We start from the raw sequence: 18107 nt of genomic DNA, 5'->3' as shown, positions 1-18107 counted from the left end.
CGCCTCCGTGCTGGCCGAAGTGCTGGTGGGAGGGGCTCGGCCGGGACCAGGCTATTGACAGGTCCATACCAATCCGTTTGAGTGCTGCATCGACCCCACTCGAAACCCCACACAAGGAGTGGTCACGTGTCGAGACAACGGATCATCGCCTTCCTCACCGCCCTCGCGGCCGTCGTCGGGCTGGCGATCCTGGTACCGATGGCCTCAACCGCCTCCGCCGCGACCTGTGCGTCGCCCTGGAGCTCCTCCGCGGTCTACACCGGAGGCATGGCCGCCTCCTACAACAGCCACAACTGGTCGGCCAAGTGGTGGACCCAGGGCGAGACCCCCGGCGCCGCCGACGTCTGGGCCGACCAGGGGGCCTGCGACGGCTCCTCGGGCGGCAGCGGCGGTACGACCGGCGGCTCCGGCGGCAGCTGCGACTACCCGGCGTGGGCCGCGGGCCACACCTACGTCACCGGCAACGTGGTGCGCTACACCGACGGCAACCTCTACGTCGCCGAGCACGACAACCCGGGCTACGACCCGACCATCAGCACCTGGTACTGGGACCCGTACACCTGCACCGGCGGCACCGGCGGTACCACCCCGCCGCCCAACTCCGGCGGATTCGTGGTCAGCGAGGCGCAGTTCAACCAGATGTTCCCGAGCCGGAACTCCTTCTACACCTACAGCGGGCTGACCGCCGCGCTCGGCGCGTACCCCGGCTTCGCCACCACCGGCAGCGACACGGTCAGGAAGCAGGAGGCCGCGGCCTTCCTCGCCAACGTCAGCCACGAGACCGGCGGCCTCGTCTACATCGTCGAGCAGAACACCGCCAACTACCCGTACTACTGCGACACCAGCCAGTGGTACGGCTGCCCGGCCGGCACCGCCGCGTACTACGGCCGCGGGCCCATCCAGCTCAGCTGGAACTTCAACTACAAGGCGGCGGGCGACGCGCTCGGCATCGACCTGCTGGACAACCCGAACCTCGTCCAGACCGATGCGGCGGTCGCCTGGAAGACCGGCCTGTGGTACTGGAACACCCAGTCCGGCCCCGGCACCATGACCCCGCACAACGCCATGGTCAACGGCGCCGGCTTCGGCGAGACCATCCGCAGCATCAACGGCAGCATCGAGTGCAACGGCGGCAACCCGGCGCAGGTGCAGAGCCGGGTCAACGCGTACCAGAGCTTCACCTCGATCCTGGGCGTCCCGGCGGGCGGCAACCTGTCCTGCTGAGCACCCACGGGACCGGCCGGGAACCCCGGCGGGGCTCCGGGAGCCGCGGGGGACCTGTTCCGGCGGCCCCGCCCAGCAGTCCGTGACGCACGCGTGCCCCGCTCCCGCGCCGAGGGGAGCGGGAGCGGGACACGCGTTAGGGTGAGCGGCTGTGACGATCACCGCAGCCGGTACGAACATCCGACCGCTCGCCCCGGGCCAGCGCGCCCGGCTGCTGGTGGGCGACATCGACGGCGGCGCGCCGCGCCTGGTCCACGAGAGCGCGAACAGCGCCCTGGAAGCGCCGAACTGGACGCCGGACGGCCGCTGGCTGGTGTTCAACCAGGACGGGCTGCTGCTGCGGATCGCGGCCGCCGCGCGGTACGGGGACGGCGGGCCCGGCCCCGAGGTGATCGACACCGGCGGGATCACCGACGCCAACAACGACCACGTGGTCTCGCCGGACGGCCGCACCCTCTACCTGTCGGCGGGCGACGGGCACATCCACGCGGTCCCGTCGGGCGGCGGCCCGGCCCGCCAGGTCACCGACGAGCGGCTCCCCGGGCCCTTCCGGCACTTCCTGCACGGTGTCTCGCCCGACGGCCGCACCCTCGCCTACGTCGGCGTCGAGCCCCACGGCGGCGACGAGTGGGGCTACCGCAACATCTTCACGGCGCCGGCGGCAGGCGGCCCCGGCACCCGGCTGACCGACGGCCCGGCCCCCGCCGACGGCCCGGAGTTCACCCCGGACGGCGACTGGATCTGGTTCAACTCCGAGCACGGCGCCGCCGCCCCCGGCCACGCCCAGCTCTTCCGGATGCGCCCCGACGGCTCCGGCCTCACCCAGGTCACCTCGGACGAGCGGGTCAACTGGTTCCCGCACGTCTCGCCCGACGGCCGCCACGTGCTCTACATCAGCTTCCCGCCCGGCACGCAGGGCCACCCCGCCGACCGTAACGTCGTCCTGCGCCTGATCGGCACCGACGGCGGTGGCCGGCGCGACCTGCTCGCCTTCTTCGGCGGCCAGGGCAGCCTCAACGTCAACAGCTGGGCCCCGGACTCCCGCCGCTTCGCCTACGTCGACTATCCGACGGGCTGAGCGGCGGGGATCCCGCCGTGCCGGCCCCGCGCGGGTGCGGCCCCGAGCGGGCCGGGGGCCGGCCGTAGCAGCTCTCCCCGCCGCCCGCACCGCCCCGCCCCCGCCCGTGAGGTGCTCAGGCCAGGTGCAGGATCACGTATCCCTCGGCGTTCGCGATCACCTGGTACGTGGCCGCCGGGTGCAGCTGCTTGGCGTACACCAGGGGATCGGGTACCCAGCCCGAGGAGTTGTCGAGCGCGATGTACTGCGGGGTGACACTCACCGTGTCCCCGACCCAGTACACCGTGGTCCGGTCCACCAGGTGGCTGATCGGCCCGACGTTCGCCTCGACGCTCGCCCCGTCGGGAATCGCGTCCAGCAGCTTCTCGACCGCCTTGGTGTGCGCGTCGACCTTGTAGGTGTCGCCCTGGTCCAGCGAGGCCAGCGGCAGCGTCAAGGTGAGTGCCAGGGCCGCCCCGGCCACCGCGGCCGGCGCCCCGGAGGCGTAGGAGCGCAGCCACGGCCGCGGACTGGTCCGCGAGCGGTCGGCGGCGTCCACCAGGGCCAGCAGGATCACCGGCATCAGCACCGCGCTGTAGTGCCAGTCCGTGCCCCAGTAGTGGTCGTCGTGGGAGACGAACCGCCAGCCTATGGTCGGCAGCGCGGCCAGGATCAGCGGCGAGCGCAGCGCCAGCAGGCCGCTGGTCGGCAGCAGGAGCCACAGCAGGGTGTGCAGGGCGGTGGCGAACGGAATGTGGCCCGGCATCGGGGCGCCGTCGCCGTTCAGCTTGTTCCAGTAGTCGTAGCCGCCTGCCGTGTTGAACGCCGGGATGATCACCTCGAAGGCCAGCGCCGACGCCGCCACCCCGAAGCCGACCAGGCCGACCGCCCACGGCCCGTACCGCAGCGCGTCGGTCAGCGGCGGCTCGTCGTCGGCCGCGTCGTCCCCGGCGGCCGCCGCCTGCGACCGGTCGGCGGCCTCCGGCCGCTCGGCCGCCGCGCGGGCCTCCTCGCCACCGGACGCCTCGGGCTCCTGCGCGGTCGCGGGCTCCTGGTCCGGCTCGGGCTCCTCCTCCGGCTCGTCCCGGGTCCGCCACCAGACGATCACGCCGATCGCGGCGGCGGTGATCCCCATGTCCTCCTTGACGAAGACCAGCGGCACCGCCCACCACAGCGCCGCAGCCCACCGCCTGCGCAGCACCGCCTCCAGCGAGAACGCCAGCAGCGGCATGGCGAAGGCGATCTCGTGGAAGTCGAACTCGACCGCCTTCTGCACCCCCCACGACAACCCGTACGCGGCCCCGACCGCCAGTCCCCGGCCGCGGCCGAGCAGCCGCCCGGCCACCCGCGTGACCGGGATCACCGACACCGCGAAGAGCAGCGCCTGCGCGACCAGCAGCGTCACCGGGCTGGGGAAGACCCGGTAGAACGGCGCGATCAGCGCGGTGATCGGGCTGAAGTGGTCGCCCAGGATGTTGAAGCCGGGCCCCTTGAGGTCGGCGACCGGCGCGTGCAGGTGCGCGTAGGACTTGACCGCCTGCTCGAAGATGCCGAGGTCCCACGACATGGTGAGCATCCGCCGGTAGCGCGTCACCGACAGCAGCAGATAGGCCACGAAGAACACGGCGGTCAGCAGGTACGGGTCCAGCCGCGCCCCCGGAGCCGGCCACCGCCGACCCGGTCCGCGGCCGGTCTCGTCGGTGCCCGCGCCCGCCTCGGCCGCAGCCGGGACGGCCGCACCGCCCTTGGCGTCCTTGGTGTCCTGCGCCGGGATGACCGCCTCGGCCCTGTCCATCGGTCGCCCTCCTCCGGAAACGGGTCGTGGTCTGCCGGGAAAGGTTACGGGACGGCCCGTGCGAGCGGGACCCATGGGACGCACCGAGCGTGCCATACCGGCCGTCGCCGGGCCGGCCCGCACTCCGCGGCGCACCGCATGCCGCCCGCCGTGTGTTCCGACCCGCCGGGATACCGCGGCCACTGGCGCGGGGGCGGCGCCGCGGTCTGTGCCGCCCCCGCCGTGCGTGGCTGCGTGGCTGCGTGGCTGCGCGGCACCGCGGCGCCGGCGCTCGCCGCCTGCGCCTTCACTGCCGGCGACCGGGCTGGCCGCGGCCGACGGCGCGGCCTCCCGGCGCTCTCCGCGCCGGGCCTTCCCTCGCCCACCGCCTGGATGACGCGGCCGCAGCGGAAGCACGTACCCCGCCGGTACGGCGGCACCGCGGCCGGCCACGGTCGCCGCGCCGCCGCCACCCGGGCCGGCCGGGGCGCCGGCCACAAGCCCGGCAGCGCGCCCGGCGCACCGGCGGACGCCCACCGTCCGCGCACCGGGGCGGCGGAGCGCGGAGCCATGGTTCCTCGCCGTCGTCGTGGGGCGGGGCGGGCCGGACGGGGCCGCGGAGGGTGTTGCCGGGGAAGGCCGACGGCGCCGCGTCGGAGGCGGCGGTGGAGCCGGCGGTGGTATTTTCGGGGCGGTCGCTCCTTCGGGTGGTGAAGAGGGGACGCGGGGCCGGGGAAGGGGATGCGGGCCGGACGGGGTGTCAGGATGGGGGGACACAAGGCTCTCTCGACCGCCGCGGAAGTTGCGACTCTCGCACCGGCAGGGGGCTTTGTGCGTTGAAGGGGCCGCCGAGGCGTCGGGCGGGATGTTCCGGGGTGCGGTGAGGGGGCGTCACGGGGCCTGCGCGGGGGCGGTCGTGGCGGCCGGGGACGCGGTCGGCCGCCGCGCGGGCGCGGCGTGCCGGAGGCGGGCGGGGCGGCGTCCCGAATAGTTATCCACAGGTCGGCCCGGAGCGGGGTACGGGTGTCCGGTCCGGCCGATACGCTCTGGACAAGTCCTCCGCTTCGACGACCAGGAGCACCAGATGTACGGCCCCGGCACGGTTCCGCCGCCTCCACGCCCCGCCAACCACGGGGCCGTGGTCGGGCTGCGCGTGCTCTTCACCGCGCTGCCGGTGCTGTCCGTGGGGCTGCTGGCGTGGGTGTCGACGCTGCGGCTCGCGCTGGTCGGCAAACGCCCGCAGGACTGGGCGATGGTCGGCGTCTCGGCGGGGCTGACGGTCATCGGCTTCGTGCTCATCGAGGTCGCGAGCAACGAGGACACCTGGCAGTCCAACGTCGGCGCGGTGATCCTGCTGGTGTGCATGTTCGGCACGTCGGCGTACTTCCTGGTGGTGGACGTCCGCCGGCGGGGCGGCCCGCCCGCCGCGGGTCCGGCGCCCGCCGGGTACGCGCAGCACAACCCGTACGCCACCGGGCACCGCATACCCCAGGGGCCGTCCGTGACCCGGCCGGGGCAGCAGCCCCCGTACGGGTACGGCCGCCCCGGGCCCACCATGCCGACCGCCGCGCACCAGACCCCGCACCCGACGGGACGTCCGACCCCGCACCCGACCGCCCCGCCGTCCGGCCGTCCGGCCACGCCGCCCGCCGCCCGCCCGGCCACGCCGCAGGGCACGCCGCCGCCGACGGCGCGCCCCGCCGCCACCCCGCCCCCGGCGCCCGCTCCCAGGATCAACCAGGTCCGCGCGGAACTCGACGAGTTGAGCGACTACCTTCGCAAGGAGGAGGGCCGGTGATCGGTCGGCTCATCGCCGGCCGGTACGAACTGGCCAAGATCATCGGCCAGGGCGGCATGGGACAGGTGTGGACCGCCTACGACCGGCGACTGGACCGCCGGGTTGCGGTGAAGCTGCTGCGCCCCGACAAGGTGGCAGGCGGGGAGGACGCGAAGGAGCTGCGCGACCGCTTCGAGCGGGAGTGCCGCGTCACCGCCCAGGTCGACCACCCGGGACTGGTCACCGTGCACGACGCCGGGGCGGACGGCGACGAGCTGTACCTGGTGATGCAGCACGTCGAGGGCAAGGACCTCGGCGACCACCTCGCCGAGCACGAGCGCTACCCGTGGCCGTGGGCGGTCGCCGTGGCGGCGCAGCTGTGCGCGGTGCTGTCCGCCGTGCACGCGGTGCCGATCGTGCACCGCGACCTCAAGCCGCGCAACGTGATGATCAAGCCGGACGGCACCGTCACCGTGCTGGACCTCGGCGTCGCGTCCGTGATGGACACCGACACCACCCGGCTCACGCACACCGGTACGCCGATCGGCAGCCCCGCCTATATGGCACCGGAGCAGGCCATGGGCGGCGCCGTCGGGCCGCGCACCGACCTGTACGCACTCGGTGTGGTGCTGCACGAACTGCTCAGCGGGCAGGTGCCGTTCGCCGGCGCCAGCGCGCTCGGCGTGCTGCACCGGCACCTGTACGACGCGCCCGTGCCGCTGCGCCGGATACGCGCCGAGGTGCCCGAGCCGCTGGAGTCCCTGGTCCTGCGGCTGCTGGCGAAGGACCCGCAGCACCGCCCGGCCGGCGGCCAGGACGTCTACCGGGAGCTGGCCGCGCTGCTGCCCGCCCCCGGCGCCGGGCACGCCCCGCTCGGCCCGATGGACCCCACCCGCCCGTTCCTGCGGCCGCACGCCCCCTGGCCGGACCGCCCCGCCCCGCCCGCGGCCGTCCCACCCGCCGCCCCCGGCTCCGCGCCCGCTCCGGCTTCCGCCCCCGCTTCCGCCCCCACTCCTGTTCCCGCGCTCCGGGGCACCGACCTGGCCGGCGCGATCGACGAGGTCAAGCGGCTGCTCGACGCCGGCCGGGTGACCCAGGCGGTGGACCTGCTCGGCGGCATCATCCCGGCCGCCGCCGAACGGCACGGCGAGCACTCGCCCGTGCTCCGCACGCTGCGCAAGCAGTACGCGGCCACGCTGATGGAGGACGGCCAGTTCCGCCGCGCGCTGCCCGAGCTGCGGCGGCTGGCGGACGAGGCCGCCTCGCAGTACGGCGGCGCGGACCGGCGGGCACTGCAGTTCCGCTACGAGGCCGCCCAATGCCTGGAGCAGCTCGGCGACACCACCGCGGCGCTCGGCGAATACCGCATCCTGCTCCCGTACTTCGAGCGGTGGGCCGCGACCGCCCCGGCCGTCCCGCTCGACATCCGCCGCCGTATCGGGCACCTGCTGCTGTCCGTCGGCGACCGCGCCGCCGCCCGGGACGTGCTGGGCCGGCTGCTGTACGACGCCGAGCGCGTGCACGGCCCCCACCACCCGCTGCCGGGCGAGATCCGCCGCACGCTGGCCTGGCTGGGCCGGGTGCAGGGCTGACCGATCGGCCGGCGGGACTCAACTCCGCGCTATTTTCCCGCCGTCGGGGGCATATACCCGGATATACGGCACCGGCCGTGGGCGGTCACGACTGCCCGCGACTCTCTTCCCGAGGTGAAAGATGGACAGGCGCATATCCCGGTCTCTGGCCGGCGCTGCGGTACTCACCGTGCTGCTCGGCGTCGCCGGCTGCAAGGACACCACGATCGCCGTCGGCACCCCCGGCACCGGCGCCGCGGCCACCACGGCGGGCAGCGGGCCCGTGGTCGGCAACGGCCGGGCGGTCAGCCCGCTGGACAACCCCGACGGCACCAAACCCGGGCTCGCCGCCATCACCTCCGCCGCCGACCGGGCCGAGGCGGTGGCCCTGGTCAAGAAGGTGGCCACCAAGGGCCGCGGCCCCAAGACCGGGTACAGCCGGGCCCAGTTCGGCTCCGCCTGGATGGACTCAGCGCCCGACGTGCCCTTCGCGCACAACGGCTGCGACACCCGCAACGACCTGCTCAAGCGGGACGGCCTCCGGCTGACGTACCGGGCCGGCTCCAAGTGCGTGGTGATGTCGATGACCCTCGACGACCCCTACACCGGCAAGGCCATCCGCTGGACCAAGGCCAAGGCGACCACCGTCCAGATCGACCACGTGATGCCGCTGTCGTACGACTGGCAGATGGGCGCCGCCCACTGGACCAAGGACAAGCGCGAGGAGATCGCCAACGACCCGCTCAACCTGATCCCGGTGGACGGCCCGTCGAACGGGGCCAAGAGCGACTCGGGCGCGGCGAGCTGGCTGCCGCCGAATAAGCAGATCCGCTGCTCGTACGCCGTACGGATCGCGCAGGTGTCCCTCAAGTACGACCTGCCGGTGACCACTGCCGACAAGCAGGCGATGCTCGCCCAGTGCGGCGGCTGACCGGCCCGCGCCTCACTCCCAAGGCCCTCACTCCCCAGGTTGTCACCTCCGGGGGCCTGCCCTCAGGGTCCCGGCCCTCAAGGTTCCGCCTTCAGGGCCACCGCTCGCACGGCGCGGCGCCCTCAGGGGTCCCTGACCGCCGCCGGCGGCGCACCCGCACCGGCGGCGGTCACCGGCCGGCCCGTGGACGCCGTCCGCGGGGCCCCGGAATTGTCAACTCCCCTGGCCGCGGCGATACTTGCCAGGCTCGGCCGTGACCCCGCCGTGGTCCGCGCGAGCGTGGGGCCCGCGCCGCCGCGCGGACCGCCCGCACCCGCCCGCACCCCGACGTGCCGACTCAGCCAAGGACCGCCATGCCGCGACGCCGTCTGCCCGAGCGCAAGTGGCGCCGCTACGCCGCAGCGGCCGTCGCGGTGGCGGTGATCGGCGGTGGCACCGCGATCGCCGAGGCGGCCGGCTCGGGCGGGCACGGGAACACGGGGGCGAAGGCCCCCGCCGCCGGTGCGGTCGCCGCCGCGCCGGCCGGCACGTCCGCCCCGGGCACGGCCAAGGCACGCACCGGCGCCGCGAGCCAGGCGGCCACGCCCGCCGACACGGCCACGGCGAAGCCCGCGACGGCCACCGCGAAGGCCGCCCCCAAGGCCACCGCGGCGCAGTCCGCGACCACCCCCAAGACCCCCACGACCGGCAAGCACGGCGGCCCGATCACCGTCGGCAGCCTTCCCGGCCTGCCCCACCCCACCACCGCGAGCGTCTTCACCGGCCTGGCCTTCGACACCTGCACCGCGCCCAGCGCGAGCAGGATGAGCGCCTGGCGCGCGAGCGGCCCCTACGGCGCCGCCGCCGTCTACATCGGCGGCCGGAACCGCGGCTGCGCCCAGCCGCAGCTCACCGCCTCCTGGGCGGCCACCGTCAGCGCGGCGGGCTGGAAGCTGATCCCGCTGTACGTCGGCGCGCAGCCGCCCTGCCAGACCGGCGGCAACCCCGAGCGGATCACCGCGTCCGGCGCCGCCGCGCTCGGCGCCTCCGACGGCGCCGACGCGGTCGCCGCGGCCAAGTCGCTGGGCATGGTCTCCACCAGCGCGATCTACCTCGACATGGAGGCGTACGACACCGGCGACACCTCCTGCGTCACCTCCGTGCTGACGTACATCCGCGCCTGGGACAAGGCGCTGCACGCCCGCGGCTACTGGGCGGGCTTCTACGGGTTCACCTCCTCCAGCGCCGCCGCCGTCGCGCAGGCCGAGCCGACGGTGCCCGACCTGCCGGACGCCCTGTGGTACGCGCGCTACGACGGCGGCACCACCACGACCACGGGCTTCCCGTTCGCGGCGGGCCTGTGGACCGGGCACCGGCGCGGCCACCAGTACCGGGCGGACTCCAAGGAGACGTACGGCGGTGTGACGCTGACCGTCGACCGAGACGCCTGGGACGCGCCGGTCGCCGTCGTCGGCTGAAGCCCGCGGCCGGCCGGAACGCCGGCACCGGCCGGAACGGCGGGACGGGCCGCAGGAAAGGGTCCGGCCCGAGCGCCGCAGGCCGGAGCCGGACCGAATCCGGGCGAACGGCACTGATACGGTCCACAGCGCACGCACAGGACGGTCCAACGGGCGATCACCTTCCGCGGAGTGCTGGATATCCGCGGCCCCGGCTCCCTATCCTCGTGTCCGATCGATCATCGCCGTCACGTCAGCTTCGCGGGGCCCGCGCCCCGCCGGGAGGCACCATGGTCCGCCGCCGTACCGCCGTCTCCATCGCCGCCGCAGGACTGCTGCTCGCCTCGCCGGCCCTCACCGCGTGCGGCTCGGGGCCCGCCCACGCGGGCGCCGCGGCGGTGGTCGGCGACCACCGGATCACCGTCTCCACCCTCCAGGCCGAGGTCACCGAGCTGCGCACCGAGGTGTCCGCGTCGCCGCAGGGCGCGCAGCTGCTGGACTCGGCCGGCGATCTGTCCACCCAGATGCTGGGCCGGCTGGTGGAGGACCAGGTCCTCGACCGCGCCCTGGCGAAGGCGCACCTCACCGTCACCGACGGCGAGGTGCAGCGGGACCGCCAGGCCGCGCTCGCCCAGTTCGGCGGGAACGAGGCACAGCTCGACAGCACCCTGCTGGTCAACTACGGCGTGGCGAAGTCCGACATCGACCACTTCTTCTACCGGGACGTGGCCTCCGGCAAGCTCATCCAGAGCCTGGGCTACCAGCCGGGCAGCGACGGCGGCAACACCGCGCTGACCCAGGAGGTGGTGAAGACCGCCGACTCGATCGGCGTGTCGGTCAACCCGCGCTACGGCACCTGGGACGCGAAGAAGGCGTCCATCGGAGCGCAGAGCGACCCGTGGGTGGTCGACAGGACGCCGGTCGACGCCTCGCTCACCACGGACTCCGCGGCCACCGCCGACGGCGGGGCCTGACGAACGCCCCCGGGCGGCGGACCGCGTGGCCGGCGGCCCGGCCGGCGCGGCCGGCGCGGTCGGGACTGTCGGCGGTCCGGGGTACGTTCGTGGAGTGAAGAACGCGAGCGATGTGAACGGCGTGGACACCGGCGGCGGGGCGACCGCGCCGGGCCGCCTGGTGCTGCTCACCAGCAGCCACCGGGTCGCCCCCGGCCAGCTGTCCTGGCCGGCCTGGCGGACGCTGCGCGAGGCCGACCGGGTGGTGTGCCCCGACCCAGGGCACCCGCAGCTGCCCTATCTGCGGGAGGCCGGGGTGGCGGTGGAGATCGCCGACCCCGGCGGGCGGGAACTGGCGGACGCGACGGCGGGCGGCCGTACCGTCGTCTACCTGCCGGTGTCGGGCGGCGCGGCGCCGGCCGTCACCGACGAGCTGGCCCGGCTCGGCGGCTCGGGACGGGTGGCGATGCCCGATCTGGAACTGCTGCCCGGCTCCTGGGACCTGCCGGGCGCACGGCTGCTCGACCTGGTCCAGGTGATGGACCGGATCAGGGCCGAGTGCCCGTGGAGCAGCCAGCGCACCCACGAGGACCTGGCCGCGTACGGCATCGAGGAGATGTACGAGCTGGTCGAGGCGATCGAGCAGGGCGACCGGGAGGCGGTCCGCGAGGAACTCGGCGACGTGCTGCTCCAGGTCGTCTTCCACGCGGCCATCGCGGAGGGCCATCCGCAGGAACCGTTCGGGATCGACGACGTGGCGGCCGGCCTGGTAGCCAAGCTCGTCCACCGCCACCCGCACATCTACGGCGACGAGGTGGCCGAGACCCCCGAGCAGGTGCAGGCGAACTGGGTCCGGCTCAAGGGGGTGGAGAAGGCCAGGGAATCGGTCACCGACGGCGTCCCCCCCGCCTCCCCGGCCCTCGCCCTGGCCGCCAAGCTCGCCGGCCGCGCCCGCGCCGCCGGACTGCCCCTGCCGGCCGACCCGCCCGCGCCGCCCACCCCGCTCCTCGACGACGAGACCCGGCTCGGCGACCACCTCCTCGCCGAGGCCGCCGCCGCCCAGTCCGCCGGCCTCGACCCGGAAGCCGCCCTCCGGCACGCCGCGCGCCGCTACCGGGCGGCGATACGGGCGGCCGAGGCGGCGGCCCGCGGCGCGGGCTCCGGGGAGCCGGGGGAGTCCGGGGACGGGGAGTCCGGGGACGGACAGCGGGCGGGGGAGCGGACCGGCCGCGAGGCGGCGGGCCGGTCCGGCCGGACAGCGTCGGGGCGTGACTGAGCCCGTGGACCGCGAAGGCCGTACCGACGGCGGCATGCCCGACCTCTTCACCTGGGAGTTCGCCACCGACCCGTATCCGGCCTACGCGTGGCTGCGCGAGCACGCGCCGGTGCGGTGGACGAGGCTGCCCAGCGGGGTCGGGGCGTGGCTGGTGACGCGGTACGGGGACGCGCGGGAGGCGCTGGCGGAGGGGCGGCTGAGCAAGAACCCGGCGCACCACGTGGGGGAGTCGCGGGGGAAGACGGGGATTCCCGGGGAGCGCGGCGCCGACCTGATGACGCACCTGCTGAACATCGACCCGCCGGACCACACGCGGTTGCGGCGGCTGGTGTCCAAGGCGTTCACACCCCGCCGGGTGGCGGCGTTCGAGCCGCGGGTACGGGAGCTGACGGACCGTTTCATCGACGGGTTCGCCGGGCGTGGGGAGGCGGACCTGATCCACGACTTCGCCTTCCCGCTGCCGATCTACGCGATCTGCGACCTGCTGGGCGTGCCCGCGGCGGACCAGGACGACTTCCGCGACTGGGCCGGGATGATGATCAGACACGGCAACGGCCCCCGGGGCGGCGTGGCGCGGTCGGTGAAGCGGATGCGGTCGTATCTGGTGGAGTTGATCCACCGCAAGCGCGGCGACCTCGGCGACGACCTGATCTCCGGCCTGATCAGGGCGAGCGACCACGGCGAGCAGCTGACGGAGAACGAGGCGGCGTCGCTGTCGTTCATCCTGCTGTTCGCCGGGTTCGAGACCACCGTCAACCTGATCGGCAACGGCGTCCACACCCTCCTCACCCACCCCGCCGCCCGCCGGGAGCTCCAGGCGTCCCTGGCCCGCGGCGAGAGCGCCCTGCTGGAGAGCGCCGTGGAGGAACTGCTGCGCTACGACGGGCCGGTGGAGCTGGCCACGTGGCGCTACGCGACCGTGCCGCTGACCATCGGCGGCCAGGCGGTCGCGCCCGGCGACCCCGTCCTGGTGGTCCTGGCGGCGGCTGACCGCGATCCGGCCCGGTTCGGCGGGCCCGACACCCTGGACCTGGCCCGCCGCGACAATCCGCACCTCGGCTACGGGCACGGCATCCACTACTGTCTCGGCGCCCCGTTGGCCCGGCTGGAGGCCAGGACCGCGCTGGCCACGCTGCTGACCCGGCTGCCCGACCTGCGGTTCGCCGGGGATCCGGCCGAACTGCGCTGGCGCGGCGGCCTGATCATGCGCGGGCTGCGCACGCTTCCGGTGGAGTTCACCGCCGAGCCGTCCCGGGGGAGCCGGCGGGCGGGTGACGGACCGTCACCGGCGTGACCGGGACGTGATGATCGCTACATCGGCTTGTGATGTGACGGCCAACCCCGCTACGTTCTGCGGTCAACGCGAGGCACGTACGGCTCGCGGGACGCGCCAGCCCTCACCAGCGCGGCCGCCCGTGGACGGCGGCCCGGCCCCGACCCCGGCCGGACCGGCGGGTCCGCAGGTCACCGAACGGGGACCACGGCGGCACACGCGGGCGCGTGAGGCCGGAAAGAAAGGCGACCGCAATGCTTTCGTCAGGTAACGGCCGGCACCGGCGCCCCCGCCCGACCCCGGCGGCCGTGGTGACCATGGCGACCGCCGCCGCGACAGGCGCCGGCATCGCCCTGCCCCTCTTCGGCGCGGCCACCGCCCAGGCCGCGGACCAGACCACCTGGGACCGGGTGGCGTTCTGCGAGACCGGCGGCAGTTGGCACGCCAACAGCGGCAACGGCTTCTACGGCGGCCTCGCCATCACGCAGGACACCTGGGACCTGTACGGCGGCGCCGCGTACGCCGAGCGCCCCGACCTCGCCTCCGAGGCCGACCAGATAGCCGTGGCCGAGAGGATGCTCACCGAACTCGGCCCGAACGCCTGGCCGGGCTGCGAGGAGGGCACCGGCCTGCTCCAGGACCCCGCGACACCCGACCCGGGCTCCTCCCCCTCCCCCCAGCCCGCCCCGGCCCAGCCCGGCGAGCACCCGCCCGCCACGACGCCGCCCACGCCGCCCTCGGGGGCCGCCACGGACCCCGCGACGCCCCCGGTGGCGCCGACCGCCCCGGCCACCCCCGGCGCCCCCTCGACGGCCGCACCGGGCGACCCGGGCGACGGCGGCACCGGCCCGAGCGCCCCGCCGGTCACGCCCGCCGTCCCGGCGGCGCCGACGGCCCCCGCCGGCACCACGCCGCCGCCCGGCCTCCCGGACCCCGGGGGCGCCGCCACGCTGGCCCCCACGGACCCGACGGGCGCCCTGCCGACCGCGCCGGACGCGGGCAGCGGAGCCGGCAGGCACGCGAAGCCGTACAGCCCCACCGACGAGGAGCTGGCCGCCCGCGACCAGGCCACCCGGACCCAGGTCTTCTCGGTGACCGACACGGACTCCGCCGCACCGTCCGGCCCCGCATCCACCGATACCGCCAACAAAGGTGAGGATCCGGGCACTTCACCCGCCGGTCGGTACACCGTGGGCGCCGGCGACTCGCTCTCGGGAATCGCCACCGCCCAGCACGTCGACGGCGGCTGGCGGCAGCTCTACCAGGCCAACCGGCAGTCGATCGGCGAGGACCCGAACCTCATCAAACCCGGACAGATCCTCAATCTTGGCTGAGAAAGCGGCGGTTGACGGCTGGCCGACAAACCGGACGTACCGCCCGTCCCTTCCGGTCGAAGATGTGACAAGCCTCTCTTCGGCCGCTGTGACCGCCCGCTTGCAGGCCGCTGATATCGGACGCCGTGACCTGCGGCTTCGTCGACCGGCCGAGTGGGCGGGCTCAGTTGGCGACCCGATCCGGGATGTTTGTCCTATCCGCCCACCTGTGCTTAACGTTCTGTCGCTCGCCACAGCGGGCCCCGTTGGGCAGAACGCCGAGTCCTGCCGCCGTCCGACGGGAACAGCCGACGCGAAAGCGCCGCAGGCAGGAGCGGGGGACCCAAGGTCTTCCGCCGGACCCGGCCCGTACGCCGCCCGCAGCACCGGACAGCACACCACGCTGCGCAACGTACGCACGGCCGGGACCGGCTTGGGGTGAAGCCGAGATGGCCGTATGAGCAGGACGCGGCCCGGCCGGGCAACTCACGCCCGAACCCGACAGCTGACCTCGCAGGCGTCGGTGAGGACACAAACATCATGGGTAAGCACCGTCGTGCCTCCAAGCTCGTCCGACTCGCCTCGTTCGCCGGAGTCGCCGGCACCGCGATCGCCATTCCGCTGATCGGCGCCACCTCGTCCTCCGCCGCCTCCGTCGCCACCTGGGACGCGGTCGCGCAGTGCGAGTCCGGCGGCAACTGGTCCATCAACACCGGCAACGGCTACTACGGCGGCCTGCAGTTCTCGCAGTCCAGCTGGGAGGCGGCCGGCGGCCTGCAGTACGCCCCGCGCGCCGACCTGGCCACCAAGGACCAGCAGATAGCCGTCGCCGAGAAGCTGCTCGCCATCCAGGGTCCGGGCGCGTGGTCCTGCGCCTCGGCCGGCGGCCTGACCGCCGGCGGCCCGGCGCCCGACATCAACACCGGTGGCGGCTCGTCGTCTTCGACGTCCTCCTCCTCGTCCTCCTCGTCCTCTTCGTCCTCCTCGTCGTCGGCGTCCAGTACCACCAAGGCCGCGCCGGCCCCGGCGAAGAAGACCCACAAGGCCGCCACCCACCACCGGGCGGCCACCCACACCGTGGTGCGCAAGGGCGACGGCGAGTACACCGTCGTCCGCGGCGACTCCCTCTCCGGCATCGCCGCCGCGCACGGCGTGGACGGCGGATGGAAGAAGCTGTACGAGCTCAACCGCGACATCGTGCACGACGCCGACCTCATCTACCCGGGCCAGCACCTGCACCTGAGCTGAGCCGGGCGCCGGTCCCCGAACGGCCGAGCCGGTCCGGCCGAACTGCGGACGGACGGCGGTCGAAGCCTCCTGACCATTCCGGCCGGGCACGCCCTCCCCCTGGCGTGCCCGGCCGGGGCATTCCGTTCCAGCCGCCGGGCCGAGCGCCGGTCCCGGCCCTGAAGCCGGTTAGGCTCGTCCCGACATAGACGAGAAGACTTCGAAGACACCGCAGAAGGAGACAACGTGCCGTCCATCGACGTCGTCGTAGCCCGGGAAATCCTCGACTCGCGAGGCAACCCCACTGTCGAGGTCGAGGTCGGCCTCGACGACGGCAGCACCGGCCGTGCCGCGGTCCCCTCCGGCGCCTCCACCGGCGCTTACGAGGCCCTGGAACTCCGCGACGGTGACAAGAACCGCTACCAGGGCAAGGGCGTCGAGAAGGCCGTCCTCGCCGTGATCGAGCAGATCGGTCCGGAGCTGGTCGGCTACGACGCCACCGAGCAGCGGCTGATCGACCAGGCGATGTTCGACCTGGACGCCACTCCCGACAAGTCCTCGCTCGGCGCCAACGCCATCCTCGGCGTCTCGCTGGCCGTCGCCCACGCCGCCTCCGAGGCGTCCGACCTGCCGCTGTTCCGCTACCTCGGCGGCCCGAACGCGCACGTGCTGCCGGTCCCGATGATGAACATCCTCAACGGCGGCTCGCACGCCGACTCCAACGTGGACATCCAGGAGTTCATGATCGCGCCCATCGGCGCCGAGTCCTTCTCCGAGGCGTTGCGCTGGGGCGCCGAGGTCTACCACACCCTCAAGGGCGTGCTGAAGTCCCGCGGCCTGTCCACCGGCCTCGGCGACGAGGGCGGCTTCGCGCCGAACCTGGAGTCCAACCGGGCCGCCCTCGACCTCATCGTCGAGGCCATCAAGCAGGCCGGCTACGTCCCCGGCCAGGACATCGCGCTCGCGCTGGACGCCGCAGCCTCGGAGTTCTACAAGGACGGCAAGTACCAGTTCGAGGGCGGGGAGAAGTCCGCCGCCCAGATGACCGAGTACTACGAGGAGCTGGTGGCCGCCTACCCGCTGGTCTCCATCGAGGACCCGCTGTTCGAGGACGACTGGGCGGGCTGGAAGGTCCTCACCGACCGGCTGGGCGCAAAGGTGCAGATCGTCGGCGACGACCTGTTCGTCACCAACCCCGAGCGCCTGCAGAAGGGCATCGACACCGACACGGCCAACGCGCTGCTGGTCAAGGTCAACCAGATCGGCTCGCTGACGGAGGCACTCGACGCGGTGGAGCTGGCCCAGCGCAGCGGCTACAAGTGCATGATGTCGCACCGCTCCGGCGAGACCGAGGACGTCACCATCGCCGATCTGGCCGTCGCCACCAACTGCGGCCAGATCAAGACCGGCGCCCCGGCCCGCTCCGAGCGCGTCGCCAAGTACAACCAGCTGCTGCGGATCGAGGAGATCCTGGACGACGCGGCGGTCTACGCCGGGCGTTCGGCGTTCCCCCGCTTCAAGCGCTGACCGCACCGGCCGTCCCGGCCGCGCGGCTCCTTGCGTGCCCCCGCCTCCCCGTGTCCCCGCACCCGGTCCCGTACCGTGGGCGGGGACGTACGGACCCGCGCACGCGCGGGTGCGGCGGCGGGCCCGCGGACGGCGGACCCGCGCGGTCGCCGCGGACCACACGCGGACCACACGGACAGGCCGGATCCGCGGATACCGGTGCGGCGAGGGGAGTGACGGGTGGCGGCGGACCGGTTCTCCACCACGGCCCGGCTGAAGGCGATCGGCCAGGAGGCGCAGGCCCGGGTCTACCGCGCGGCGGCGCGGCGCCCGGCGCGGCGCAGCCGGCTCACCGGCCGGGCCGCGCTGCTGGCCCTGGTGCTGTGCGCCCTTGTGGTGGCCCTCGCGTACCCGATGCGGCAGTACATCGCCCAGCGCTCCGACATCGCCGACCAGCGGCGGGCCGCCCAGCGGGCCGAGGAGAAGGTGGAGCAGCTGCGCGAGGAGAAGGCCCGCTGGCAGGACCCCGACTACGTACGCGCCCAGGCCCGCGACCGGCTGCACTACGTGCTGCCCGGCGAGACCGGGTTCCGGATGACCGGCCCGCTGCCCACCGCCGCGGCCGGCCCGGCGGCGCGGCACGGCGCCTCGGACGAGGCGGCCGCCCGCCGTCCGTGGTACGACAATCTGTGGGACGGTGTCGACCAGGCCGACGAGGCCGCGGCTCCGTCCCGCCGCCGAGCACCCTGAGCGTCCCGGCGTCCTCAGGCCGCCGGGTCCGCCGAGCGC

Annotated in this window: 14 protein-coding genes and 1 riboswitch; of the genes, 13 read left to right on the top strand and 1 reads right to left on the bottom strand. The window is 74.4% G+C overall.

What is annotated here, in order from left to right:
- Window positions 1-126: 126 nt before the first annotated feature.
- Together RLT57_RS10095 and RLT57_RS10090 are read left to right on the top strand one after the other, a co-directional pair.
- Window positions 127-1224, top strand: coding sequence for a glycoside hydrolase family 19 protein (locus RLT57_RS10095; protein WP_311297038.1), 1098 nt, complete (start codon window positions 127-129; stop codon window positions 1222-1224).
- A gap of 151 nt (window positions 1225-1375) precedes the next feature.
- On the top strand, window positions 1376-2302 hold the full coding sequence (locus RLT57_RS10090) for a TolB family protein (RefSeq protein WP_311297037.1): 927 nt from the start codon (window positions 1376-1378) through the stop codon (window positions 2300-2302).
- A 115-nt stretch (window positions 2303-2417) separates the two neighbouring features.
- Here RLT57_RS10090 and RLT57_RS10085 read toward each other — a convergent pair whose 3' ends face one another.
- The gene (locus RLT57_RS10085) at window positions 2418-4076 is read right to left on the bottom strand and encodes a DUF2079 domain-containing protein (RefSeq protein ID WP_311297036.1); all 1659 of its coding nucleotides are present in this window, start codon (window positions 4074-4076) and stop codon (window positions 2418-2420) included.
- 1063 nt (window positions 4077-5139) lie between these two features.
- On the opposite strand from RLT57_RS10085, the gene RLT57_RS10080 reads away from it, so the two are divergent.
- The 11 genes from RLT57_RS10080 (at window position 5140) to RLT57_RS10030 (ending at window position 18068) form a co-directional block, all read left to right on the top strand.
- Entirely contained in the window at window positions 5140-5853 is a 714-nt protein-coding gene (locus RLT57_RS10080) for a hypothetical protein (protein ID WP_311297035.1), read from the top strand.
- Complete coding sequence (locus RLT57_RS10075) at window positions 5850-7424, top strand: serine/threonine-protein kinase (RefSeq protein ID WP_311297034.1); 1575 nt, start codon at window positions 5850-5852, stop codon at window positions 7422-7424. The genes RLT57_RS10080 and RLT57_RS10075 overlap by 4 nt, the downstream gene beginning before the upstream one ends.
- Window positions 7425-7545: 121 nt before the next feature.
- On the top strand, window positions 7546-8334 hold the full coding sequence (locus RLT57_RS10070; protein ID WP_311297033.1) for an HNH endonuclease family protein: 789 nt from the start codon (window positions 7546-7548) through the stop codon (window positions 8332-8334).
- A 704-nt stretch (window positions 8335-9038) separates the two neighbouring features.
- Window positions 9039-9791, top strand: coding sequence for a glycoside hydrolase domain-containing protein (locus tag RLT57_RS10065; protein ID WP_311300657.1), 753 nt, complete (start codon window positions 9039-9041; stop codon window positions 9789-9791).
- A 269-nt stretch (window positions 9792-10060) separates the two neighbouring features.
- The gene (locus RLT57_RS10060; RefSeq protein WP_311297032.1) at window positions 10061-10744 is read left to right on the top strand and encodes a SurA N-terminal domain-containing protein; all 684 of its coding nucleotides are present in this window, start codon (window positions 10061-10063) and stop codon (window positions 10742-10744) included.
- A 94-nt stretch (window positions 10745-10838) separates the two neighbouring features.
- Window positions 10839-11999 (top strand): MazG family protein, encoded by a 1161-nt coding sequence (locus RLT57_RS10055; protein WP_311297031.1) that lies wholly within the window; start codon window positions 10839-10841, stop codon window positions 11997-11999.
- A gap of 34 nt (window positions 12000-12033) precedes the next feature.
- The gene (locus tag RLT57_RS10050) at window positions 12034-13293 is read left to right on the top strand and encodes a cytochrome P450 family protein (protein WP_311300656.1); all 1260 of its coding nucleotides are present in this window, start codon (window positions 12034-12036) and stop codon (window positions 13291-13293) included.
- Window positions 13294-13526: 233 nt separating this feature from the next.
- Entirely contained in the window at window positions 13527-14606 is a 1080-nt protein-coding gene (locus tag RLT57_RS10045) for a transglycosylase family protein (RefSeq protein ID WP_311297030.1), read from the top strand.
- Between the two features lie 370 nt (window positions 14607-14976).
- A riboswitch (cyclic di-AMP (ydaO/yuaA leader) is annotated at window positions 14977-15120 on the top strand.
- A gap of 5 nt (window positions 15121-15125) precedes the next feature.
- The gene (locus RLT57_RS10040; RefSeq protein ID WP_311297029.1) at window positions 15126-15833 is read left to right on the top strand and encodes a transglycosylase family protein; all 708 of its coding nucleotides are present in this window, start codon (window positions 15126-15128) and stop codon (window positions 15831-15833) included.
- Between the two features lie 225 nt (window positions 15834-16058).
- A complete protein-coding gene (eno, locus tag RLT57_RS10035) occupies window positions 16059-17339 on the top strand; it encodes a phosphopyruvate hydratase (RefSeq protein WP_311297028.1) in 1281 nt (426 codons plus the stop codon).
- 219 nt (window positions 17340-17558) lie between these two features.
- Window positions 17559-18068 (top strand): FtsB family cell division protein, encoded by a 510-nt coding sequence (locus RLT57_RS10030; RefSeq protein ID WP_311297027.1) that lies wholly within the window; start codon window positions 17559-17561, stop codon window positions 18066-18068.
- Window positions 18069-18107 lie beyond the last annotated feature (39 nt).

Origin of the sequence: Streptomyces sp. ITFR-21 (assembly GCF_031844685.1) — a bacterium.
In the GTDB taxonomy this organism is placed as follows: domain Bacteria; phylum Actinomycetota; class Actinomycetes; order Streptomycetales; family Streptomycetaceae; genus Actinacidiphila.
Note: the sequence above shows the minus strand (reverse complement) of the source record. Positions and strands in the feature narration are given on the sequence as shown.